Source organism: Serratia sp. T13T92 (assembly GCF_047530105.1).
Lineage (GTDB): Bacteria > Pseudomonadota > Gammaproteobacteria > Enterobacterales > Enterobacteriaceae > Chania > Chania fonticola.
This window is the reverse complement of the sequence record NZ_JBLJAK010000027.1, coordinates 19,170-41,216: the sequence shown is the minus strand read 5'-3', so window position 1 is coordinate 41,216 and position 22,047 is coordinate 19,170. Positions and strand designations below refer to the sequence as shown.

The window sequence follows — 22,047 nt, the reverse complement described above, 5'->3', positions numbered from 1 at the left end:
AATACCTACAAGGGCGGCCAGGTGCCGCCCTTTTCAATGCATTTTAGCTTATCAGCGTCGTGCCGAAAGCTCCCTGCCAATCCTGTTCAAACTTCTCTACCGCCGCCTGAACCGCCGGGGTAGAAATAAACTGCTCTGCCACATCCACCGGTAAAGTAATCGACTGACAGCCTGCCAACAGACACTCCAACGCCTGACGTGGCGTTTTGAAGCTGGCCGCCAGCACCTTGGCGTGAGGAGCATGCAGCGATAACAGCTGTTGTAACTCGTGCACCATTTCAACGCCGTCGCCGCCCTGCGCGTCCAGACGGTTAACGTAAGGTGCCACATACTCTGCCCCGGCCAACGCCGCCAGCAGCCCCTGACCAGCGCCATAAACGGCGGTACCCAAGGTAGGGATCGACATGGATTTCAGCTTCTTGATTGCCGCCAGCCCTTCTGCAGTGGTGGGGATCTTCACTACCAGGCCCGGCACGCGTTGACTCAGCAGGACGGCTTCGGCAACCATACGTTCCGCGTCGTTGGCCATCACCTGGGCAAACAGCTTGCCGGTACCGCCTAACGCATCACGCAAGGCCGGGAGAACCTCCCAGATCGGCTTGCCTTCTTTGGCAACAATGCTGGGGTTGGTGGTCACACCGTGCAGCGGCAAGACGCGCGCCAAACGTTTCACTGCGCTGACGTCGGCAGTATCGAGATACAGTTCCATAACCTTCTCCTGATTCTTTTGTGGGCAGATTCAAACTCTGAACATAATAAGCGAAAAAAGCCGCCATCATTTGATTAAAATCAAATCAACTTTCATTCGAAACATATTTAATTTACGTAAGAAGATTTTAAACTTCACAGGTGACGAATGCTTTTCAATCTACAGCGCTACTCAACACATGACGGCCCAGGCATCCGCAGCGTGGTGTTCCTTAAGGGCTGCTCACTTGGCTGCCGCTGGTGCCAGAACCCGGAAAGCCGTTCGCGTCAGCAGGAGCTGCTGTTTGATGAGCGCCTGTGTCTGGCAGCCTGTACCCTGTGCAGTGAGAGTTGCCCGCACGCTATCACCCGCGTTGACGACAACACCCTGAGCCTGCAACGTTCGTTACTGACCTCCGCCGATTATGACGCATTAAACGGCTGTTGCCCAACCGGCGCGCTGAGCGTCTGCGGCACGGCACTCGACATTGATGCGGTAATGGCCGAAGTGATGCGCGATAAGCCTTACTATCTGCGTACCGGCGGAGGCCTGACACTGTCCGGCGGTGAACCGTTCATGCAGCCAGAGGTTGCGGCTGAACTGCTCAAACGCGGGCGCGAGGCCGGTATCCATACCGCCGTAGAATCTTGCCTGCATACGCCTTGGTCCTATATCGAGCCATCTCTGCCCTGGCTAGACCTGATGCTGGCGGATCTGAAACACGTCGACCCAGTTCGCTTCAAGGAATGGACCGAAGGCTCCGCCAAACGGGTGATGGATAACTTCCGCCGCTTGGCCGCCGCTGGCACTCAGATCACCGTGCGGGTGCCGTTAATCCCCGAATTTAACGCCGATCGCAACTCGATCCGCGCCATTACCGACTTTGCCGCCGATGAGATCGGCGTCAAAGAGATCCATTTTTTACCGTACCACACGCTGGGGATGAATAAATACCATCTGCTCGGCGCGCCTTATTACGCTTCCCGTACCCCACTAGACGACCCCGAACTGCTGGCCTATGCCGAAGATTACGCCAGCGTCAAAGGTCTGACCGCCATTTTGCGAGGATAACACCATGACAACGCTGGATCTGACTACCCTGACCGAACGCACGCTAGCGCACAAGAACGCGCTGATCCATATCGTCAAGCCACCGGTCTGTACCGAACGCGCACAGCACTACACCGAAACTTACCAGCAGCATCAGGATAAACCGCTGCCGGTAAGGCGTGCCATGGCGTTGGCTAACCACTTGGCCAAACGGAGCATCTGGATCAAGAATGATGAGCTGATTATCGGTAACCAGGCTAGCCAGCTCCGTGCCGCGCCGATCTTCCCGGAATACACCGTCAGTTGGATCGAAAGCGAAATTGACGAGTTGGCCGATCGCCCCGGCGCTGGCTTCTCCGTCAGCGAACAGGATAAAAAGGTATTGCATACCCTGTGCCCATGGTGGCGTGGTCAGACCGTGCAGGATCGCTGCTACGGTATGTTCACCGATGAGCAAAAAGCCCTGCTGGCTACCGGGATCATCAAGGCCGAAGGCAACATGACGTCTGGCGATGCGCACCTGGCGGTCAACTTCCCGCTGTTGCTGGAAAAAGGTCTGGGCGGCCTGCGTGAGAAAGTGTCTGAGCGCCGTGAACGCCTGCACCTGACGGACTGGGACGACCTGCATAAGGAACAGTTCCTCAAGGCTATCGACATCTCGCTAGACGCTCTCAGCGAGCATATCCTGCGCTTTGCCCAGTTGGCTCGTGAAATGGCCCAGGAAGAGCAACTCATCTGGCGGCGTGAAGAGCTGTTGACCATGGCAGCTAACTGCGAACTGATCGCTCATCAACCACCACAGACCTTCTGGCAGGCGCTGCAACTGTGTTACTTCATTCAGCTGTTCCTGCAGATCGAATCCAACGGCCACTCCGTATCCTTTGGCCGCCTCGACCAATATCTGTATCCTTGGTATCGCCGTGACGTGGAGTTGGAGCAAAGCCTGCCGCGCGAAAAAGCCATCGAGATGCTGCACAGCTGCTGGTTGAAACTGCTGGAAGTGAACAAGATCCGTTCCGGCTCGCACTCCAAAGCCTCCGCCGGAAGCCCGCTGTATCAGAACGTCACCATCGGCGGCCAGAAACTGGTCAATGGCCAGCCTTGTGACGCGGTCAACCCGCTCTCTTACACCATTCTGGAATCCTGTGGCCGTCTGCGTTCAACGCAGCCTAACCTCAGCGTGCGCTATCACGCCGGGATCAGTAATGATTTCCTCGACGCCTGCGTGCAGGTGATCCGCTGCGGCTTTGGCATGCCGGCGTTTAACAACGATGAGATCGTGATCCCCGAGTTTATCAAGCTGGGTGTCGAACCGCAGGATGCCTACGATTACGCCGCTATCGGCTGTATCGAAACCGCCGTTGGCGGCAAATGGGGCTACCGTTGTACCGGGATGAGCTTTATCAACTTTGCCCGCGTGATGTTGGCAGCACTGGAGCAAGGGCGCGACGCCACCTCCGGCAAGATTTTCCTACTGCAGGAGTTGGGGCTGTCTCAGGGCAACTTTAACCAGTTTGACCAGGTGCTGGAGGCCTGGGATACGCAGATCCGCTATTACACCCGCAAATCGATTGAGATTGAGTGCGTAGTCGATACCGTACTGGAAGAAAATGCCCACGACATTGTGTGCTCGGCCTTGGTAGATGATTGCATCGAGCGCGGAAAGAGCGTCAAACAAGGCGGTGCGAAATATGACTGGGTGTCCGGCCTGCAGGTTGGGATCGCCAACCTGGGTAACAGCCTGGAAGCGGTACGCAAGCTGGTGTTCGATCAGGGGATTATTGGTCAGCAACAGCTGGCTCAGGCTCTTGCTAACGACTTTGCTGGGCTGGACGGCGAGCAGCTGCGCCAACGCTTGATCAACGCGGCGCCAAAATACGGCAACGATGTGGATGATGTCGATCAACTGCTGGTACGTGCCTACCAGACCTATATCGACGAACTGAAGCAGTATCACAACACCCGCTTTGGCCGTGGCCCGATCGGTGGTACCTACTATGCGGGCACTTCCTCCATTTCGGCCAACGTCCCGTTTGGTGCTGCCACCATGGCTACTCCAGACGGCCGTAAAGCACATACGCCATTGGCGGAAGGGGCTAGCCCGGCCTCCGGCACCGACCATCTTGGCCCAACGGCGGTGTTCAACTCGCTGAGCAAACTGCCCACCGAATCGATTCTGGGTGGCGTGTTGCTGAACCAGAAGCTGAACCCGTCAACGCTGGAGAACCCGCGTGATCGCGAAAAACTGATGCTGATGCTGCGCACTTTCTTCGAGGCTTACCATGGCTGGCACGTGCAGTATAATATTGTGTCACGGGAAACGCTGCTGGCCGCGAAGCAACATCCTGACCAATATCGCGATTTAGTGGTACGCGTAGCTGGATATTCTGCCTTCTTTACCGCATTATCCCCAGATGCGCAGGATGACATTATCGCGCGTACCGAACATACTCTTTAATCAGTGAATCGTTGCGGTCACCCTTTGGTGGCCGCCTATCAGGCCGCTATGAATTCAAGACAACAAACCATTTTGCAGTTGGTGAATGACCGCAGGCGCATCAGCGTTGGCGAGCTGGCGCGCGCCTCTGGCGTTTCTGAGGTGACGATCCGCCAGGATCTCAATCTGTTGGAAAAGCGCAGCTATCTGAAACGCGTTCACGGTTCTGCCGTTGCGCTGGAAAGCGACGACGTTGATGCCCGCATGATGTCCAACTTCACGCTTAAGCAGAAGCTGGCACAATATGCTGCATCGTTGGTCAACGATGGCGAAACCATCTTTATCGAGAGCGGTAGTGCCAACGCCTTACTGGCCCGCTATCTGGCCGAGCGCAAGCGCGTCACGCTGATCACCGTCAGCCATTACATCGCCCATCTGCTTAAAGAGACCGACTGCGATGTGATCGTACTCGGCGGCATGTATCAGAAGAAGAGTGAAACCGTGGTTGGCCCGTTAACCCGCATGTGTATCCAACAGGTGCACTTCAGCAAGGCGTTTATCGGGGTGGATGGCTATCACGCGGAAACTGGCTTCACCGGCCGCGATATGATGCGTGCCGACGTGGTCAATGCGGTGTTAGCCAAAGGCGTAGAGAACATAGTGCTGACCGACTCATCAAAATTTGGCCAGATCCAACCTAATCCATTGGAGCCAATGAGCCAGATTGGGCGGGTGATCACCGATTCACGCATCGCCAACGACTACCAGCAATTGCTCAAACGCCAAGGTATCAAGTTGGATCTGGTTAACGAATAACGGCTGCGGGGCCGTTCGGCCCCGTGGTGAGGTTACTGCCCGTAATAGGCATGCGCACCGTGCTTGCGTAGATAGTGCTTGTCCAGCAGGGTCTGCTGCATATTGCCCAACCCAGGCGCTAACTGGCGCGAGAAGATCCCCATATAAGCCAACTCTTCCAACACGACGGCGTTATGCACCGCGCTGTCAGCATCTTTGCCCCAGGCAAATGGACCGTGGGAATGCACCAGCACCGCAGGTATCTGGGCAGCATCCAACCCGCGCTCTTTGAAGGTTTCGACGATCACCTGCCCGGTTTCCCATTCATAACGGCCGTTGATCTCTTCGTCCCGCATTAGCCTAGTACAGGGAATATCACCATAGAAGTAGTCTGCATGTGTCGTTCCCCAGGCGGGGATGGCTAATCCGGCCTGGGCCCAAATGGTGGCATGGCGCGAGTGGGTGTGAACGATCCCACCCACGGCAGCAAAGTTCAGGTACAGCACCCGGTGGGTATCCGTATCGGAAGAAGGCTTTTTACTCCCCTCCACCACCTTGCCGCTCTCCAGTTCCACCACCACCATATCCTCACGGGTCATGGCATCATACTCAACGCCTGAAGGTTTGATCACCATCAGCCCCTGCTGGCGGTCTACGGCACTGACATTGCCCCAGGTAAAGGTCACCAGATGATGGCGCGGAAGTTGAAGGTTGGCTTCCAGCACCTGTTGTTTCAGTTCATTGAGCATGATCTTGTCCTTGTGGCGGCTCTACTGCTATACCCTATGAATTTCAAGTTGCAGCTAGGCAACAAGCTATCTCATCCTCAGGAGCTTACTTTTCGTAAGTGACTGAGGTGAGATAGCGCAGGTAACAACGCTGCAACTTGAAAGACGACGGGTATATTGTCGGCAGGCATGCCACTGGGCGGTATGGGATAGATCGCTAAAGACCACGTAGAGTTCTGCTGGATATACCAAGATGTGTGGCGGCTGATTCGGAATAATCGCCTGCCGATCCGGGCTAAATTAAGACTATTTCCCTATTTATCCCTCGTCAGAGATTTATACTGAAACAAGGCGAAAAAACCGCCCTGATTTTTTAATTGCCCTGTTTTGTGCAATAAATGCCATTTTTTATTTCAAGGTTGTCTGGAAGACAGTCTCAGGCCAGTTTGCTGATTACTGCCTATACTTAAGCTGTACTATGCCAGCAAAGTAGTTCCATATAGCCGATGCTAAGGAGAACTCATTATGATCATTAATCAACGTTTGGCCACTGCCGCAGTGGTGATTACCCTGGCTCTGTCGCTGAGTGCCTGTTCGAATATGTCTAAACGTGACCGCAACACGGCGATTGGTGCTGGTGCAGGTGCGGTAGGCGGTGCGGTGCTGACTAACGGCAGCGCGTTGGGGACCGTCGGCGGTGCCGCTGTTGGTGGCATCATCGGTCACCAGGTGAGTAAATAAGCCACGGCTTGCTGATACCTCTGCCGATAGGCTGACAAAAGCGTTCACGCTTTGACGTCTAATTGAAAAAAATCTTTCAGGTCTATTTTTACGATTATCATTTCGATGAATGCAGCCGCAGTGACACACTGCGGCATATTTCATTCAGCTGCTCAACCGCCTGCCAGCTTAACCTTCATGCCCTTGGCTTCCAGCAATTGCTTAAGCAGGTCGCGTTTGTCGCCCTGGATCTCGATCACACCATCCTTCACCGAGCCACCACAACCGCATTTCTTTTTCAGTTCGGCAGCCAGTTTATCCAGTGCCGCATCATCCAGATCGACACCGGTGATCAGGCAAACCCCCTTGCCTTTTCTGCCGCTGGTCTGGCGTTGAATACGCACGATGCCATCGCCTTTGGCGCGCTCTGGCTTGGCTTCTTCCTGCTTGATACGCCCGCTGTCGGTGGAGTACACCAGGCGGCTATTATCATCATTCATGTTGGGTTCCTTAAGCCAGTGAGGCTCGAATAGCGCTGAGCGCTGCCGCTGGATCGGCGGATTGCGTAATTGGGCGGCCGATCACCATATAATCAACTCCGGCGGCCAAAGCCTGCACCGGCGTCATCACGCGGCGCTGATCGCCTGCGGCACTGCCTTCCGGGCGAATACCTGGGGTAACCAGTTGGAATTGGTTGCCACAGGCAGCTTTCAGGCGTGAAGCTTCCTGTGCAGAACAGACCACGCCGTCCAGGCCACAGTCGCGCGTCAGGCGAGCCAATCTTTCCGCCTGTTCTGCCGGGCTGAGTTCGATACCAATGGCGCGCAGATCTTCCGCCTCCATGCTGGTGAGAACGGTGACGGCAATCAATAGCGGTGCATCCGCGCCATAAGGCAGTAGCGCCTCTTTGGCAGCGTTCATCATGCGAGCACCACCGCTGGCATGTACGTTCACCATCCATACGCCCAACTCCGCCGCAGCGGCTACGGCATGCGCCGTGGTGTTAGGAATATCGTGGAATTTCAAATCGAGGAACACCTCAAATCCACGCTGATGCAGATCGCGCACAATCTCAGGCCCGAACAGGGTGAACATCTCTTTACCCACTTTTAGCCGGCAATCTTGCGGATCGATGCGGTCAGCAAAGGCCAATGCGGCGGAACGGTCCGCGTAATCCAATGCCACGATGATGGGCGATGATTTTAAGTCATTGTTATTTGAGTTATTTTCAGACTTCATAGCTTCTACCTTGTGTGAAATGGACATGATGAGTGAGCCGCCAGCAAAACTGACCGCCGCATTCTACATGCCAGACAGCGGAAATCCCAGTCACGCAACCCATTGCCGTTACGTAATGTTAACGCAGCGTTGGTCATCGACTGTCAATAACACCCTGCGCCGTTAACCCAGGGTGAGTAAAACGCGGTAAAGAAGCGTAAATTCTCAATCAAATAATTTGATTAACATGCTCAAGCCTATCCGATTTCATCCGTTTATAAATGCTTTATCATTCAACACATCGAAAGCGGAAACACTTTCACCCTCAAAACCAAATTGGAGATACTCATGAAAGGCATCAAATATTTTGCAGCAGCTACCGTTCTGGCCCTAACCTCATTTGCCAGCGCTGCCGCTGAGCCGGTCAGCCAGCAACAGGCACAGAGTCTGACCGAAGTTGGCGTAGTTTCTGCCGGTGGCGTTACCACTCTAAGCGGCCTGGAAGCCAAGCTGGCGGCCAAAGCCGAAGCCCAAGGCGCTAGCAGCTACCGCATTGTCGCCGCCGGTGGCAACAACATGCTGCACGGCAACGCGGTCATCTATAAATAAGTTCGAACCACCCTCTAGATTATCTGAACGGGCGCTGCATTCGGCGCCCATCCCCTACTGCACCACAGCCCACATGTTTTTATTCTGGTACCAACTTGCGGCAGACATTCAGTACCAATTGCCGCAACCAGCGATGAGCCGGATCCGCCTCTGAGCGGGGATGCCACAGCTGCGATATCGTAATCGCCCTGGTGGTTACCGGCAGTTCAAAAGCCCAGAGTGTCCCTACGCCCCCATCAATATTGGCCACCGGTTGATTGATCAGGAATGAGGCAGGCACCAACGCCACCAGATCGGACTCCTGAGCTACGGCCAAGGCTGCCGGGAAACTCGGCACCACGGCGGCAATGTTGCGCCGCAAACCTAGTTCAGCCAATGCTTCGTCTACCGGCCCGTCGGTGCGCTCCCGCCGGGAAGCGACAACATGGCCCAACGCAGCATACTGGCTGGCCGTCACCTCTGGTTCCTGCGTCAGCGGATGCCCCGCTCTTACCACCCCAACGAAGCGATCCCTGAACAGCGCCTGCAAGCGTATTTCCGGCCCCATGGTCCCCAAGACGCCAATCTCAAGATCGACCAGACCTTCACGCAGATGCTTTGAGGTTTTCTCTGGTTTGGGTGAAAAGCGCAGGCGCACCAAAGGCGCTGCCTTCGCCGTTGCCGCAATCAGTGAAGCTCCAAATGCCTCCACAAACCCCTCATTGGCACGAATGATAAAGGTTCGTTCCAGCGTGGCGAGGTTCAATTCTGTGGCCGAAGGGCGCAGCACCGAACGCGCCGCAAATACGGCATTTTGCGTACGTTCCCGGAGCTCTTCGGCATAAGGCGTCAGCACCATGTGGCGGCCGGCGCGCACCAACAAGGGATCTTCGGTAACGGTGCGTAACCGGGTGAGCGTGCGGCTCATGGCCGAAGCGCTGAGGCCAAGACGACGCGCAGCACCAGCCACGCTAACTTCAGCAAGCAGCGCATCAAGGGCGATAAGTAAATTGAGATCGGGTTCAGTCATGGCTCATAGTAGCTCGACCAGAAAAATGAGGAAAGCGTGGCGCGTTTATGTAGCCTACTTATGTTACAAAATTATTAAATTTTTATTACACACTAGACAGATCTGCATGGCTGACTTAGCTTGATGGTAACCTCCCGCGTAAAAGGCAGCAAAATGAGCGAGATATCGACACTTACCATCAAGATCCCTCTGGCACTGAAAGAGCAAATCAAGGCAATGGCCTTGGAGAACCAGCTTTCATTGAGTGCAGAGGTGTGCCAACGGCTGGAGCATAGCTTCGAAGTCCCGGCCAAAGCCAGCAAGAAAGCGGCTCCGCTGCATCATGACGATATCGATAATCAGGGTACCGAAGAGGAGGTTGAACAACCTCTTAGCCAGAAAGAGCTGAAGAAGCTGCGCCAACTGTTGAAAGGCGGCGCGAAAAGCGGCAAGAAAAAGTAACCCCGGACAATCTAAGCGGGCGCCGCATTTGCAGCGCCCCTAGTTAACAAGCTCTTTTATTGCCCGTCCAGCCCGCGTATCGGTTTAACCGAAGACCAGGCCCGGCACGAAGGACAATGCCAGTAAAGTGAATGGGCGGTAAAACCGCATTTGTGGCAGCGGTAGCGCGGTTTGGTACGGATCTGCTCGCCCACCATATCCCGTAGCAACAGCAGGCTTTCTTTGGCGCGCCCGTCTTCTGCATCTGCCAGATGATAATCCATCAGGCGATAAAACACGCGCATGGTCGGATGGCGCTGCAACTGGCGATTGATGTACACCTGCACCACATCGCTCCCTTCCCGCTGCTCGATCACTTCCGCCAGCATCAATTCCGCCGTGGCACCGGTATTCTCCGCCACACAACGTTTGAGGAAGTCTGCCCAGTCTTGCTGTTGTTGAGGCAAATGCTGGTAGCATTCCTGCAGCATCGGTAACGCTTCGCTGACCAGCTCTTTATCTTGATCCAATACGCGCGTCAGGGTTTCTACCGCCTTGGCATACTCCTCTTGCGCCATGAAGATACGCCCAACCATGATCGACACGCGAGCGCACTGTTTATCCGCCGAGGCCGCGCGCTTGAGCAGACCCATCGCCTTGTCCAGATCGTCGCTGCCCATCGCCTGCAGGGCCAGCTCACAGTAAAAATGCGCGATCTCGACGCGCTGCTTTTCCTTACCCAGTTTGACCAGCTTTTCTGCCACTTCGATGGCTTTCTGCCAGTCGCTGGTGGCCTGGTGGATCACCAGTAATTGCTGCAGCGCGGAAACACGGAAGTCTTCTTCATTGATTAACTGGCTGAACATGTCCTCGGCGCGGTCATACAACCCGGCGGCCATATAGTCACGCCCCAGTTGCTGTATCGCCAGCAGACGCTGTTCGAAGGTTAGAGAAGCGCTTTCCATCAAGGCCTGATGGATGCGGATGGCGCGATCGACCTCACCACGAGAGCGGAACAGATTGCCCAACGTCAGATGGGCTTCAACGGTATTGCTGTCCTCTTTCAACATGTCGAGAAACAGATCGACCGCTTTATCCTGTTGGTTGGAAAGCAGGAAGTTAACCCCAGCCACGTATTCACGCGACAGGCGGTTGGCTTCCTGTTGTTTATCCTGCTGAGCACTTCTGCGCCCCATGTACCAACCGTACGCGGCAGCTACAGGCAGCAACAGAAACAGCAGCTCTAACATAACAGATTATTCCTTGCTGACTGCGGGCAACGGTGCCGGCTCGACAGGTGCTTCGAGCTGCAGTTCCAGCCTTTTGATTTTCCGCTCTGCACGCCCAAGAGCGATGCGTGTGCGCAGATAAAATAACCCACAAATAATCCACCCCAACACAAAGCCAGCACCAAACAGGGTGGCTAACAGGGTAGATACAGGATATTCGCCCTGAGCAACCAAATAGTTAAACGTCACCACCTGGTCGTTATGCGCGCCCAGCGTGACTGAAGCCACGAAAATCACCAGAACCAGTAAAAAAATCAGTAAATATTTCACATTCTTTCCCGCAATGCCGAGTGAATCGGATGAACTCTACCCTCAAGGCCACAAACCGGAACCCAATACAGGGTTTGCCGCCCACGGGTAATTGCCGCTAAGTGGCGTCCCTATGACTTAAGTTAGCATTTCCCATCGTAGCAGGGAAACCCTGGCAGACGATAAAACCGTAGATCTGCTGGGATATTCAGCAAGAAATGCAGCGCCTGAGCAAATTAATGAGAAAGCTTCTCAAAATCACGGGTTTGATAAGATATGGGGGCGAAAGGACAGATTGCAATGCAGGGTAAATACCAGCGTTGATGCGGCCCCGGGTTGGAGCCGCTAAAATGTGACAATGTCACGATAAATTTTCATCACCTTCCGTGCGAAATCACTTATCGCGTTCCCGCTCGCCGATTTCCTGCTGCTCCTGCGGGGGAATGGTGAGTGGCCCAAACCAACGCTGAGTCAGCCAACTTGCCAGGGTAACCAGCAGCCAGCTAATAACAATCGCCATCGCCAGATCCCGCGGCCAATGCATGCCGAGCATCAGGCGGCTTCCCATCACGCCAAATGCCCAAACCATCAGTACCGCTACGGTTTTAAAGTGCCTCCGTGGCCACAGTAACCCGACCCCCAGCAATGCCCACGTAGCGGCAAACATCGTGTGGCCTGAAGGGAACGAGAAGCCGGTTTCAAACTGCCAGTGTCTGCTCAACCATTCAGGCACCAGCGCCTGGTCCAGCAACTGCTCTTTGACCAGAGCGCTACGTTGCTTCCTGTCCAACGAGTAGAAATATTTTTCATCAATCTGATGGGTCGACTCCAGCCACACGACAAACGGCCGCGGTGCCTGTACCTGCTCTTTGATGGAAGATTTGACCGCCTGGCCAATCCCGATCGCCGCAGACAACAGGATGAACAGCCCCACCGCCGGTTTCAGCCGAAAACGCAGACACCACAGAAACCAGGCCGACAGGATCAGGCTGGTGAGAATACCCCAGGGCGCAGTGACAGTTTCCGTCACCCAGAACAGCGCTTTTAACAGGCCGTCATTACCGCCGGGTTGCCAGTGCCAGCCAAAAAGCCAGACCGCCAGCGGCAACAACATCAGCACTATCGCTCCGCCCGCCGTGCGTTTTGCTATCTTTAACATCCCATTATCCTTCCGCTGTGGTTAACCCGCAGTGTAACAATCTTGCGAACTCAGCAAAACAAGAGAAATTAGATAGATAAATGACCTATTGCAACAATAGGAGCGGTAAAACGCCGTATGCTGCTTTGCTGAGCACCGCTCGGCCACAAGTTATGGCAAAATAGCCGGTAAAGAATGAAATAGCGATCGTCGCCGTCTGTTTTAATGCTGGTCAGTCCCCTGTTCCAGTCGTAGGATGCACGCAGCGATTTGACAGGTAGTGTTTTTGGAGAGTGACATGCAGCTTAAACGTGTGGCGGAAGCCAAACTGCCAACACCATGGGGTGATTTTCTGATGGTGGGGTTCGAAGAACTGGCCACCGGGCAGGATCATCTGGCACTGGTTTTCGGCGATATTACCGGTGAAATACCGGTCCTCTCACGGGTTCATTCCGAATGTCTGACCGGTGATGCGCTGTTCAGCCTGCGCTGTGACTGCGGTTTTCAACTGGAAGCCGCGTTGGAACAGATCGCCGAGGAAGGCCGTGGCATTCTGCTGTATCACCGCCAGGAAGGCCGTAATATCGGTCTGTTGAACAAGATACGCGCCTATGCCTTGCAGGATAAAGGGGCGGACACGGTGGAAGCCAACCATCAGCTAGGCTTTGCCGCCGATGAGCGAGACTTCACCCTGTGCGCCGATATGTTCAAACTGCTGGGGGTAGATGCGGTGCGCCTGCTGACCAATAACCCAAAGAAGGTCGAGATCCTGAGCGAAGCGGGCATTAATATCTCCGAGCGCGTGCCGTTGATCGTGGGCCGTAACCCGAAGAACGAACGTTATCTGGCCACCAAGGCCGCTAAAATGGGCCACTTGCTGGACAAAAAATAACAACAAGGGCGCCTTTTGGCGCCCTTGTTCTCTCTACAGCATTTTACGGATAACGTAGTGCAGGATGCCGTCGTTCTGGTAATAAGTCAGCTCATTGCCGGTATCAATGCGGCAACGGGTGTTCACCACCACCTGCTGGCCATCGGCATAGGTGATATTGACCGGCACCGTCTGGCCGGGTTGCAACGCCTGCAAACCACTCACGTCGATCAGTTCCTCCCCCGTCAAACCCAGCGTTTTGCGCGTTATACCCTGCGGGAATTCCAGCGGCAAGATACCCATACCGATAAGGTTGGAACGGTGGATGCGCTCAAAGGATTCGGCGATCACCACTCGCACCCCCAATAAACGCGGACCTTTGGCTGCCCAGTCACGGCTGGAGCCGGAGCCATACTCTTTACCAGCGATTACCGCCAGTGGCACCTGCTCCTGCTGATACTGCATGGCAGCATCATAGATCGCCATCTGATTCTGCGAAGGCAGATGGCGGGTATAGCCCCCCTCCACACCCGGAACCATTTCGTTACGGATACGGATGTTGGCGAAGGTGCCCCGCATCATCACTTCGTGGTTACCGCGGCGCGAACCGTAAGAGTTGAACTCTTTCACCTCGACACCACGTTCACTCAGGTAGCGCCCCGCCGGGCTGTCACGCTTGATGTTGCCCGCAGGCGAGATATGGTCAGTGGTCACCGAGTCTGCCAGGATTACCAGAATACGCGCGCCGTGAATGTCCTGCACCGGATCCGGTTGCGCTTTCATGGTACTGAAGAATGGAGGATGGCGAATATAGGTAGAGTCAGCTTGCCATTCGTAGGTCGCGGAACCGGTCACCTGGATCGCTTGCCAACTGGCGTCGCCATCAAACACGGCACCATATTCCTTATGGAACATTTCGGTGCTGACCTCGGCCACGGCTTGGGCAATCTCCTGGCTGGTAGGCCAGATATCCTTCAGATAAACCGGTTTCCCGTCGCGACCTACGCCCAACGCATCTTTGGTCAGATCAACCTTCATGTTACCTGCCAGCGCATAGGCAACCACCAGTGGCGGCGAAGCCAGCCAGTTGGTTTTTACCAGCGGGTGGATACGCCCTTCAAAGTTACGGTTACCGGACAGCACAGCGCCTACGGTAAGATCCCCTTCCTTGATCGCCTGCTCAATCGGCTCGGGCAACGGGCCCGAGTTACCAATACAGGTCGTACAGCCGTAGCCAACCAGGTTAAAGCCCAATTGCTCCAGGTACGGCGTCAGTTTGGCGCGGTCGAAGTATTCGGTCACCACTTTGGAACCCGGTGCCAGTGAGGTTTTCACCCACGGCTTGGTTTTCAAGCCCTTTTCAACGGCTTTTTTGGCCAACAGGCCAGCGGCCATCATCACGCTCGGGTTGGAGGTGTTGGTACAGGAGGTAATGGCTGCGATCACCACCGCGCCGGTATTTAGCTCCAAGCTTTTGCCTCCCAGCGTGAAGCTTTTCACTTCCTGCTTATCTTTCTGACCGCCAATCTCCAGCTCGGTCGCGGCGGTGAATGCGGTTGGCACCTGCGGTAGCGCGACGCGGTCCTGCGGGCGTTTCGGCCCTGCCAGGCTGGCCTCAACCGTTGACATATCCAGCGACAGCGTGCTGGTAAACACCGGTTCATCGCCTGGATTACGCCACATCCCCTGTGCCTTGGCATAGGCTTCCACCAATGCGATCTGCTCAGTGCTACGGCCACTTAACTGCAGGTAGCCCAACGTCACGTCATCCACCGGGAAGAAGCCACAGGTTGCCCCGAACTCTGGCGACATGTTGGCAATGGTTGCCCGGTCCGCCAACGGCAAATCAGCCAGTCCATCACCATAAAACTCAACAAACTTGCCGACGACGCCGTGCTTACGCAGCATTTGGGTGACGGTCAGCACCAGGTCGGTGGCCGTAATACCCTCGGATAACTTACCGCTGAGTTTAAAACCCACCACATCCGGGATCAGCATGGAGACTGGCTGGCCCAACATGGCAGCTTCGGCCTCAATACCGCCAACGCCCCAGCCTAGGATACCAAGACCGTTAATCATGGTGGTGTGGGAGTCGGTCCCCACCAGGGTATCGGGGTAAGCAATGCGTTGGCCATTCTCTTCGGTATGCCAAACGGTTTGCCCCAGATACTCCAGGTTTACCTGATGGCAGATGCCGGTGCCGGGTGGCACCACGCGGAAGCGGTTGAAGGCCTTTTGCCCCCACCGCAGGAAGGTGTAGCGTTCGTGGTTACGCTCCATTTCGATACGCACGTTTTCGCCAAAGGCGTCATGGTCGCCAAACTCATCGACAGTGACAGAGTGGTCAATGACCAAATCGACCGGTGACAGCGGGTTCACCTGATCGACGTTCCCTCCCAGGCGCAGAACGGCCTCACGCATTGCCGCCAAATCCACCACGGCAGGCACACCGGTGAAGTCCTGCATCAACACCCGCGCCGGGCGATAAGCAATTTCGCGATCGGCATGGCCGGTTTGCAACCAACCTACGATCGCCTTCAGATCGTCAACCTGTACCGTATCACCATCCACATGGCGCAACAGGTTTTCCAGTAACACTTTCATCGATTTCGGCAGCCGGTCAATATCCCCTAACTGTCTGGCCGCCAGTGGCAAACTGTAATAGTGATACTCACTACCCAGTGCTACCAGCTTATCCATACTCGTTTTACGAAGATCGGACGACATAGCTCCTCCATTTTTTATTATGTCAAACCAGGGTGATTTCTGAGGTGTTATTTAAAGATAACACAAACGCCATGTAACGTTTTGATAACAACACGTATTGATCATAACGATAGGCAAGAGCAATCAAAGGCGGGAAGCTACAGGTAGGTCAATGAGTTAGCAGGTATCAGACAGTGAAAAACCGCCCTTCGGCGGTTTAAATGAGTTAATGCGGTTCAAGTTAACGGCCTATTTGGTCGGCAGTTTGATGTCCTTGAACATGGCTTCGATCTCGTCATTAGTACGTAAAGCCACCGCGGTATCGACCACGTCGCGCGTCAGATGCGGTGCGAAACGCTGGATAAAGTCGTACATATAGCTGCGCAGGAAGGTACTGCGGCGGAAACCGATCTTGGTGGTGCTATAGGTGAAGATATCGCGGGCATCCACCATCACCAAATCCGGATCCTGTACCGGATCGACCGCCATGCTGGCGATCACGCCAACACCCAGCCCCAGGCGTACATAAGTCTTGATCACGTCAGCATCGGTAGCGGTAAACACGATGCGCGGCGTCAACCCCGCCCGGTTAAACGCCGTATCCAGCTCCGAGCGCCCCGTAAAGCCGAAGGTATAGGTGACGATAGGATACTCGGCCAGCTCTTCAATGGTGATGTGGCTCTTACCCGCCAAAGGATGATCGGGCTTCACTACTACCGCCCGGTTCCAGTGGTAGCACGGCAGCATGATTAAATCGTCATACAGGTGCAGCGCTTCGGTAGCGATGGCAAAGTCTGCAGAGCCTTTGGAAACCGCTTCGGCAATCTGCGTTGGCGAGCCCTGGTGCATATGCAGCGACACGCGCGGGTAACGCTCGATAAAGCCTTTAATCACATTGGGCAAGGCATAGCGTGCCTGGGTATGGGTGGTGGCCACATATAGCGAACCTTTGTCCGGGTAAGTATGTTCCCCGGCAACGGCCTTGATGGCCTCTACTTTGGACAGTACTTCGCGAGCAATGCGGATAATTTCCTGGCCAGCAGGCGTCACCTGGGTAAGGTGCTTGCCGCTACGGGCGAAAATCTGGATGCCTAGCTCATCCTCCAGCATCCTCACCTGCTTGCTGATACCCGGTTGCGAGGTATAGAGACCTTCAGCCGTGGAAGAGACGTTGAGGTTATGATTCACCACTTCTACGATGTAACGAAGCTGCTGCAATTTCATATTTGAATACCATCCTAGGTTAAAACACTGCGGCCTGCCGCAGCCAGGTATCTCGGTGTTGCCCCGGTATGCTTAATTCTCACAAGCCTTAAACACAGTGATTTCGCCCAGATGCTGATGAAAACGCCGTTGCTAATAAGCTTTAATCATAAAAAACGTTTTTATATAACCATTATATCATGTCGCGCTACCAAGTATAGAGCCGCTTCACAAGATGATAACGATCTTTTCGCATGATTATCAACGCCGAGCCTTGCCGATAAAAATAAGAAAAAGCAGAGAAGAATAGATCCGCCAGCCGATTTTCGCCAATAAAAAACCAGCTCAGTGAGCTGGTTTTTTTGGTGCTGCCTTGCAGCCGGGTTACTTCTTGCCTTCAACCCATTTGCCATCAACGAAGAATGCGGACCAGCCGGTGGCCTTGCCGTCTTTCTCTGATGAGACATACTGCTGCTTGGTTTTACGGCTGAAGCGCACCATCGTCTTGTTGCCTTCGGGATCGGCCACCGGCGCATCGGCCAGATAGCTCAATTTCTCCGGCAAACGATCTTTGAAGCGCAGCAACTCTTCCACTAACGGCGCACGGGTTTCGCGCGATTTAGGGAAGGTGTTGGCCGCCAGGAACACGCCTGCCGCCCCATCACGCAACACAAAGTAGGCGTCCGATTTCTCGCACGGCAACTCAGGCAGCGGGACCGGATCCTCTTTCGGCGGCGCAACTTCACCGCTGCGCAGGATCTTACGGGTGTTCTTGCAGTTTTCGTTGGTGCAGCCCATGTACTTACCAAAGCGCCCCATTTTCAGGTGCATTTCGGAACCACATTTCTCACACTCAACGATCGGGCCGTCGTAACCTTTCAGGCGGAATTCGCCCTGTTCGATTTCGTAGCCATCACAGGCCGGGTTGTTACCACACACGTGCAGCTTGCGCTGGTTGTCGATCAGGTAGCTGTCCATCGCGGTGCCGCACTTCTGGCAGCGCTTGCGGGCACGCAGGGCGTTGGTTTCTGCATCATCCCCTTCCAGGATGTTCAGCACTTCCGCTTCCGGCACCAGGTTGATGGTGGTTTTGCAGCGCTCTTTCGGCGTCAACGCATAACCGGAACAACCAAGGAACACGCCGGTACTGGCGGTGCGGATGCCCATCTTGCGGCCACAGGTCGGGCAGTCAATGCTGGTCATCACCATCTGGTTCGGGCGCATACCGCCCTCTTCAGGGTCTTTCTCGGCGGTTTCCAACTGCTCGCTGAATTCGGCAAAGAATTCGTCCAGCACTGCTTTCCATTCCGCCTGATTGTTGGCGACCTGGTCCAGGCCATTTTCCATGCGTGCGGTGAAGTCGTAATTCATCAGCTCACGGAAGTTTTCTTCCAGGCGATCGGTGACAATCTCACCCATTTTTTCCGCGTAGAACCGGCGGCTCTCTACCCGCACATAACCACGATCCTGAATGGTCGAGATGATCGAGGCGTAGGTAGATGGACGGCCAATTCCGCGTTTTTCCAACTCTTTAACCAGTGAAGCTTCACTGTAACGTGCCGGTGGCTTGGTAAAGTGCTGGCTCGGGATCAGCTTTTGCAGATCCAGCTCGCTGCCCACTTCCACAAACGGCAGAGTGCGATCTTCATCGCCCTTACGCAGCGCAGGCATCACCTTGGTCCAGCCATCGAAACGCAGCGTACGGCCTTTGGCACGCAGCAGGAAGTCGTCGGCTTTCACCGTCAGCGTGGTGGAGTCGTATTGCGCTGGTGTCATCTGACAGGCGACAAACTGACGCCAGATCAGCTGATACAGTTTCTGCGCATCCGCTTCCATATCTTTCAGTTGTTCAGCCAATACGCTGACATCGGAAGGACGGATCGCTTCGTGCGCTTCCTGGGAGTTTTCTTTGCTGCTGTATTGGTTAGGCGCCTTCGGCAGGTATTTGTCGCCGAAGTTGTCACCGATATAACCACGCACCATGTTGATCGCATCCTGACTCAGGTTGGTGGAGTCGGTACGCATGTAGGTGATATGACCGGCTTCATACAGACGCTGCGCCATCATCATGGTTTTCTTCACGCCGAAGCTCAGGCGGGTACTGGCAGCCTGTTGCAGCGTGGAGGTGATGAACGGTGCACCCGGTTTGCTGCTGGTTGGCTTGTCTTCACGATCCAGCACCGTATAACGGGCTTTTTCCAGCAGGTTAAGCGCGGCATGAGTCTGCTCACGGTTAACCGGTTTGAACGGCTTATCGTGGGCATGGGTGACTTCCATCTGCAGCGCGATTTCGCCTTTCGCCAGCAGATCGGCATGCAGTTCCCAGTACTCTTCGGGTACGAACGCTTTGATGTCGCGCTCACGCTCCACCACCAGCCGTACCGCAACGGACTGCACCCTGCCAGCGGACAGGCCACGAGCAATTTTTTTCCACAGCAGTGGCGACACCATGTAGCCCACCACGCGGTCCATAAAGCGACGCGCCTGCTGTGCGTTGACACGATCGATATTCAGCTCGCCTGGCGCTTGGAACGCCTGCTGGATCGCGTTTTTGGTGATTTCGTTAAACACCACGCGGCTAAAGCGCTTGTCGTCACCACCGATCACTTCCCGCAGGTGCCAGGCGATGGCTTCCCCTTCGCGGTCAAGGTCGGTTGCGAGGTAAATGTGGTCAGCATTTTCGGCTAACGACTTTAACTCGGCGACCACTTTTTCCTTACCGGGTAAAATCTCATATTGCGCTTCCCACCCGTGGTAAGGATCGACGCCCATGCGATTGACCAGCGCGGTCTTTTCATCTTTCTTGACTTTCTTTTTGGCTTTGTCTTTGGTTTTGTCTTCGGTTGACTCAGCGCTCTTTTTGCTAGCTGAGCCACTGGTCGGCAAATCACGGATATGACCGACGCTGGACTTCACCACGTAGTCATTACCTAAATATTTATTAATAGTTTTGGCTTTTGCCGGGGACTCAACTATTACGAGAGCTTTGCCCATAATTACCTTTACCTGAATTTAATACTTCTAAAAAGAAGCCATTTGTCTCGCCGTACCGCGGCAATTCGTATCTCTTATTTATATTGCGGTACTCTGGCAAGAGATCAACCTGTTTTTTTCTAATGGTTGCCTAACTGGTCAACCTGAACGCATTTAGCCAGCCTAACCTGTTCACGCCGAACCCCAGAGGCCAGGCCAGGTATGCCCTGCGTTGAGCGTAAACAAATCCTTCCACCGGAAGCCGCAAAATCCCACACTCTACCTGATAACAAACGCGACGCAACTTAATTAGCGCGGAAAACCTCATTTCACCTCGGACGGTCAAATCACTGGCCGTCCAGACGGCAATTAAACCTTAGCTGGTTTGCGGACAAACGCGAACCCGCGCTAGAATACGTTCAGAATTTTCGCTTGCAGGAGAAATAAATGCGTAACAACACTCAACCCATCGAACGAGCAGATCTGCTTACTGAAGCAAATAACATCATCCGCCAACACGAAGATTATATGCACGGCATGGTGGCCACCGACGTTGAGCAGAAAGGCAGCGTGTTGGTTTTCCGCGGCGAGTTCTTTTTAGATCCCGAGGGGCTGCCAACGGCAAAAACCACCGCCGTATTTAATATGTTTAAGCACCTGGCCCATGTGCTTTCCGAGAAATATCATCTGGTGGATTAACCATTAAAAACGGGGCCATCTGGCCCCGTGTAATCACCGGTTTAACAGCTTACAACAATGGTTTCTCGCCGCGTTGCCACCAGCGCAACAGCAGACGATCTGCGCTCTCTGCCGCACTGCCGGTAAAGCGGTCGATCAGGCGTTTACGGCGAGCATAGCGCACCCCTACCACCTCATGATTTTCCATCTCGGCAATCAGCAGATCGTCACTGGTGCCGACCGCGTCAACCAGCCCTTTATCTTTCGCCTGAGTGCCATACCAATGCTCACCGGTCGCGACCTCTTCGATAGCCAATGAAGGACGTTGCTGATGAACAAACTGTTTGAACAACTCGTGGGTTTCGTTCAGATCTTCACGGAATTTTTCCCGCCCTTGTTCGGTATTCTCACCAAACAGGGTCAAGGTGCGTTTGAACTGGCCAGCGGTGTGCAATTCCACATCGATGTTGCTCTTTTGCAGCAAACGATGGAAGTTGGGGATCTGCGCAACCACGCCGATCGACCCAATGATGGCAAACGGGGCTGCCACAATGCGGTCGGCAACGCAGGCCATCATGTAACCGCCGCTAGCCGCGACCTTATCCACCGCCACCGTCAGGCGGATACCGCCCTTGCGCAGGCGCTCCAGTTGCGACGCTGCCAGACCATAACCGTGCACCACCCCACCAGGGCTCTCCAAACGCAGCAACACCTCGTCTTTGGCCGTCGCTACCGCCAACACGGCAGAGATTTCTTCACGCAGTGAGCTGACCTCATGGGCATCCATGCTGCCCTTGAAATCCAACACATACAGGCAAGGTTTGACTGCCTCAACCGCACCGGCCTTGGCACGCTGTTTTTTCAGCTTGTCGTCGGCCTTGTTCTGCTTTTTAAACTGCTTGCTCCAGGCCTTCTGCTCTGCCGCTCCCATGCGGGCAAGGCGCATTTCCCGTTGCATTTCACGATATTGCTCACCCAGGTCGGTAAGCTGTAGTTCCCCTTTCTGCTGGCTCTTGCGCTGCCCAAGGCTCACCGCCAGTAACGCCAGCGCGGCAATAGCAATCACCACCGTGGCGACTTTGGCCAGAAAAAGGCCATAAACAGATATAAACTCCACAGATACCGCCTTTATTTACAGTTTGTTAGTGTGATCCCGTTCATTTTAGCCAATCGCCACCAAGGCTGTCGCGCCTAAATGAAAATTCAGATGGATGAACGGCTCAGCATGCTGCGCACCTACGTGCTATGGGGTTGCCCGCATCGATA

20 protein-coding genes are annotated in these 22,047 nt (G+C 54.6%); 8 read left to right on the top strand and 12 right to left on the bottom strand.

Translation table 11 applies throughout. The annotated features are described in order from the left end of the window. Nucleotides 1-43: 43 nt before the first annotated feature. Nucleotides 44-709 carry a fructose-6-phosphate aldolase gene (fsa, locus tag ACMV5I_RS20740; protein WP_021806558.1) on the bottom strand — a complete coding sequence of 222 codons (666 nt, stop codon included), beginning with the start codon at nucleotides 707-709 and terminating at the stop codon, nucleotides 44-46. A gap of 147 nt (nucleotides 710-856) precedes the next feature. Here fsa and ACMV5I_RS20735 point away from each other — a divergent pair, with 147 nt between their 5' ends. From ACMV5I_RS20735 to ACMV5I_RS20725, 3 genes are read left to right on the top strand one after another with little or no spacing between them, the layout of a single operon-like run. After that, complete coding sequence (locus ACMV5I_RS20735; protein ID WP_261444875.1) at nucleotides 857-1,759, top strand: glycyl-radical enzyme activating protein; 903 nt, start codon at nucleotides 857-859, stop codon at nucleotides 1,757-1,759. Between the two features lie 4 nt (nucleotides 1,760-1,763). Continuing rightward, the gene (locus ACMV5I_RS20730; protein ID WP_414825185.1) at nucleotides 1,764-4,196 is read left to right on the top strand and encodes a formate C-acetyltransferase/glycerol dehydratase family glycyl radical enzyme; all 2,433 of its coding nucleotides are present in this window, start codon (nucleotides 1,764-1,766) and stop codon (nucleotides 4,194-4,196) included. Between the two features lie 48 nt (nucleotides 4,197-4,244). Continuing rightward, nucleotides 4,245-4,991 carry a DNA-binding transcriptional regulator YciT gene (locus tag ACMV5I_RS20725; RefSeq protein WP_024486514.1) on the top strand — a complete coding sequence of 249 codons (747 nt, stop codon included), beginning with the start codon at nucleotides 4,245-4,247 and terminating at the stop codon, nucleotides 4,989-4,991. A gap of 32 nt (nucleotides 4,992-5,023) precedes the next feature. Here ACMV5I_RS20725 and araD read toward each other — a convergent pair whose 3' ends face one another. Beyond that, nucleotides 5,024-5,719: an L-ribulose-5-phosphate 4-epimerase gene (araD, locus tag ACMV5I_RS20720; protein ID WP_202672972.1), complete on the bottom strand. Its 696-nt coding sequence runs from the start codon at nucleotides 5,717-5,719 to the stop codon at nucleotides 5,024-5,026. Between the two features lie 501 nt (nucleotides 5,720-6,220). On the opposite strand from araD, the gene osmB reads away from it, so the two are divergent. Then, on the top strand, nucleotides 6,221-6,439 hold the full coding sequence (gene osmB, locus ACMV5I_RS20715) for an osmotically-inducible lipoprotein OsmB (protein WP_037375983.1): 219 nt from the start codon (nucleotides 6,221-6,223) through the stop codon (nucleotides 6,437-6,439). A gap of 152 nt (nucleotides 6,440-6,591) precedes the next feature. Here osmB and yciH read toward each other — a convergent pair whose 3' ends face one another. Beyond that, complete coding sequence (gene yciH / locus ACMV5I_RS20710) at nucleotides 6,592-6,918, bottom strand: stress response translation initiation inhibitor YciH (RefSeq protein ID WP_024529279.1); 327 nt, start codon at nucleotides 6,916-6,918, stop codon at nucleotides 6,592-6,594. Nucleotides 6,919-6,928: 10 nt separating this feature from the next. Next, on the bottom strand, nucleotides 6,929-7,657 hold the full coding sequence (pyrF, locus tag ACMV5I_RS20705) for an orotidine-5'-phosphate decarboxylase (protein ID WP_024487003.1): 729 nt from the start codon (nucleotides 7,655-7,657) through the stop codon (nucleotides 6,929-6,931). 327 nt (nucleotides 7,658-7,984) lie between these two features. Here pyrF and bhsA point away from each other — a divergent pair, with 327 nt between their 5' ends. After that, nucleotides 7,985-8,245 (top strand): multiple stress resistance protein BhsA, encoded by a 261-nt coding sequence (bhsA, locus tag ACMV5I_RS20700; protein WP_202672974.1) that lies wholly within the window; start codon nucleotides 7,985-7,987, stop codon nucleotides 8,243-8,245. Between the two features lie 79 nt (nucleotides 8,246-8,324). Here bhsA and ACMV5I_RS20695 read toward each other — a convergent pair whose 3' ends face one another. Then, nucleotides 8,325-9,254, bottom strand: a complete 930-nt coding sequence (locus tag ACMV5I_RS20695; RefSeq protein WP_414825184.1) for a LysR family transcriptional regulator — start codon at nucleotides 9,252-9,254, stop codon at nucleotides 8,325-8,327. 153 nt (nucleotides 9,255-9,407) lie between these two features. Between ACMV5I_RS20695 and ACMV5I_RS20690 the strand changes: the two genes are divergently transcribed. Continuing rightward, nucleotides 9,408-9,695 carry an Arc family DNA-binding protein gene (locus ACMV5I_RS20690; RefSeq protein WP_024487006.1) on the top strand — a complete coding sequence of 96 codons (288 nt, stop codon included), beginning with the start codon at nucleotides 9,408-9,410 and terminating at the stop codon, nucleotides 9,693-9,695. Between the two features lie 56 nt (nucleotides 9,696-9,751). Here the strand turns inward: ACMV5I_RS20690 and lapB are convergent, their stop codons facing one another. The 3 genes from lapB to pgpB form a co-directional block, all read right to left on the bottom strand. Beyond that, nucleotides 9,752-10,924, bottom strand: coding sequence for a lipopolysaccharide assembly protein LapB (gene lapB, locus ACMV5I_RS20685; RefSeq protein WP_121606975.1), 1,173 nt, complete (start codon nucleotides 10,922-10,924; stop codon nucleotides 9,752-9,754). A gap of 6 nt (nucleotides 10,925-10,930) precedes the next feature. Continuing rightward, a complete protein-coding gene (locus tag ACMV5I_RS20680; protein WP_024486501.1) occupies nucleotides 10,931-11,233 on the bottom strand; it encodes a LapA family protein in 303 nt (100 codons plus the stop codon). A gap of 373 nt (nucleotides 11,234-11,606) precedes the next feature. Beyond that, nucleotides 11,607-12,371, bottom strand: coding sequence for a phosphatidylglycerophosphatase B (gene pgpB, locus ACMV5I_RS20675; protein ID WP_414825183.1), 765 nt, complete (start codon nucleotides 12,369-12,371; stop codon nucleotides 11,607-11,609). Nucleotides 12,372-12,648: 277 nt separating this feature from the next. On the opposite strand from pgpB, the gene ribA reads away from it, so the two are divergent. Further along, on the top strand, nucleotides 12,649-13,242 hold the full coding sequence (gene ribA / locus ACMV5I_RS20670; protein WP_414825182.1) for a GTP cyclohydrolase II: 594 nt from the start codon (nucleotides 12,649-12,651) through the stop codon (nucleotides 13,240-13,242). Nucleotides 13,243-13,275: 33 nt separating this feature from the next. On the opposite strand, the gene acnA is transcribed toward ribA, so the two are convergent. From acnA to topA, 3 genes are all read right to left on the bottom strand, one after another. After that, the gene (gene acnA, locus ACMV5I_RS20665) at nucleotides 13,276-15,948 is read right to left on the bottom strand and encodes an aconitate hydratase AcnA (RefSeq protein ID WP_414825181.1); all 2,673 of its coding nucleotides are present in this window, start codon (nucleotides 15,946-15,948) and stop codon (nucleotides 13,276-13,278) included. A gap of 228 nt (nucleotides 15,949-16,176) precedes the next feature. Next, nucleotides 16,177-17,151: an HTH-type transcriptional regulator CysB gene (cysB, locus tag ACMV5I_RS20660; protein ID WP_021181263.1), complete on the bottom strand. Its 975-nt coding sequence runs from the start codon at nucleotides 17,149-17,151 to the stop codon at nucleotides 16,177-16,179. Nucleotides 17,152-17,514: 363 nt separating this feature from the next. After that, on the bottom strand, nucleotides 17,515-20,124 hold the full coding sequence (gene topA / locus ACMV5I_RS20655; RefSeq protein WP_121606978.1) for a type I DNA topoisomerase: 2,610 nt from the start codon (nucleotides 20,122-20,124) through the stop codon (nucleotides 17,515-17,517). Nucleotides 20,125-20,550: 426 nt separating this feature from the next. Here topA and ACMV5I_RS20650 point away from each other — a divergent pair, with 426 nt between their 5' ends. Continuing rightward, entirely contained in the window at nucleotides 20,551-20,802 is a 252-nt protein-coding gene (locus ACMV5I_RS20650; RefSeq protein ID WP_021181261.1) for a YciN family protein, read from the top strand. Nucleotides 20,803-20,851: 49 nt separating this feature from the next. On the opposite strand, the gene sohB is transcribed toward ACMV5I_RS20650, so the two are convergent. Continuing rightward, a complete protein-coding gene (sohB, locus tag ACMV5I_RS20645; protein WP_202672979.1) occupies nucleotides 20,852-21,898 on the bottom strand; it encodes a protease SohB in 1,047 nt (348 codons plus the stop codon). Nucleotides 21,899-22,047 lie beyond the last annotated feature (149 nt).

Coding starts and splice junctions, on each gene's coding strand:
- pgpB (WP_414825183.1), bottom strand. CDS start 12,371: ATGTTAAAGATAGCAAAACGCACGGCGGGCGGAGCGATAGTGCTGATG.
- acnA (WP_414825181.1), bottom strand. CDS start 15,948: ATGTCGTCCGATCTTCGTAAAACGAGTATGGATAAGCTGGTAGCACTG.
- fsa (WP_021806558.1), bottom strand. CDS start 709: ATGGAACTGTATCTCGATACTGCCGACGTCAGCGCAGTGAAACGTTTG.
- bhsA (WP_202672974.1), top strand. CDS start 7,985: ATGAAAGGCATCAAATATTTTGCAGCAGCTACCGTTCTGGCCCTAACC.
- ribA (WP_414825182.1), top strand. CDS start 12,649: ATGCAGCTTAAACGTGTGGCGGAAGCCAAACTGCCAACACCATGGGGT.
- lapB (WP_121606975.1), bottom strand. CDS start 10,924: ATGTTAGAGCTGCTGTTTCTGTTGCTGCCTGTAGCTGCCGCGTACGGT.
- yciH (WP_024529279.1), bottom strand. CDS start 6,918: ATGAATGATGATAATAGCCGCCTGGTGTACTCCACCGACAGCGGGCGT.
- ACMV5I_RS20650 (WP_021181261.1), top strand. CDS start 20,551: ATGCGTAACAACACTCAACCCATCGAACGAGCAGATCTGCTTACTGAA.
- ACMV5I_RS20690 (WP_024487006.1), top strand. CDS start 9,408: ATGAGCGAGATATCGACACTTACCATCAAGATCCCTCTGGCACTGAAA.
- topA (WP_121606978.1), bottom strand. CDS start 20,124: ATGGGCAAAGCTCTCGTAATAGTTGAGTCCCCGGCAAAAGCCAAAACT.
- pyrF (WP_024487003.1), bottom strand. CDS start 7,657: ATGAAGTCTGAAAATAACTCAAATAACAATGACTTAAAATCATCGCCC.
- ACMV5I_RS20695 (WP_414825184.1), bottom strand. CDS start 9,254: ATGACTGAACCCGATCTCAATTTACTTATCGCCCTTGATGCGCTGCTT.
- ACMV5I_RS20730 (WP_414825185.1), top strand. CDS start 1,764: ATGACAACGCTGGATCTGACTACCCTGACCGAACGCACGCTAGCGCAC.
- ACMV5I_RS20725 (WP_024486514.1), top strand. CDS start 4,245: ATGAATTCAAGACAACAAACCATTTTGCAGTTGGTGAATGACCGCAGG.
- araD (WP_202672972.1), bottom strand. CDS start 5,719: ATGCTCAATGAACTGAAACAACAGGTGCTGGAAGCCAACCTTCAACTT.
- cysB (WP_021181263.1), bottom strand. CDS start 17,151: ATGAAATTGCAGCAGCTTCGTTACATCGTAGAAGTGGTGAATCATAAC.
- ACMV5I_RS20735 (WP_261444875.1), top strand. CDS start 857: ATGCTTTTCAATCTACAGCGCTACTCAACACATGACGGCCCAGGCATC.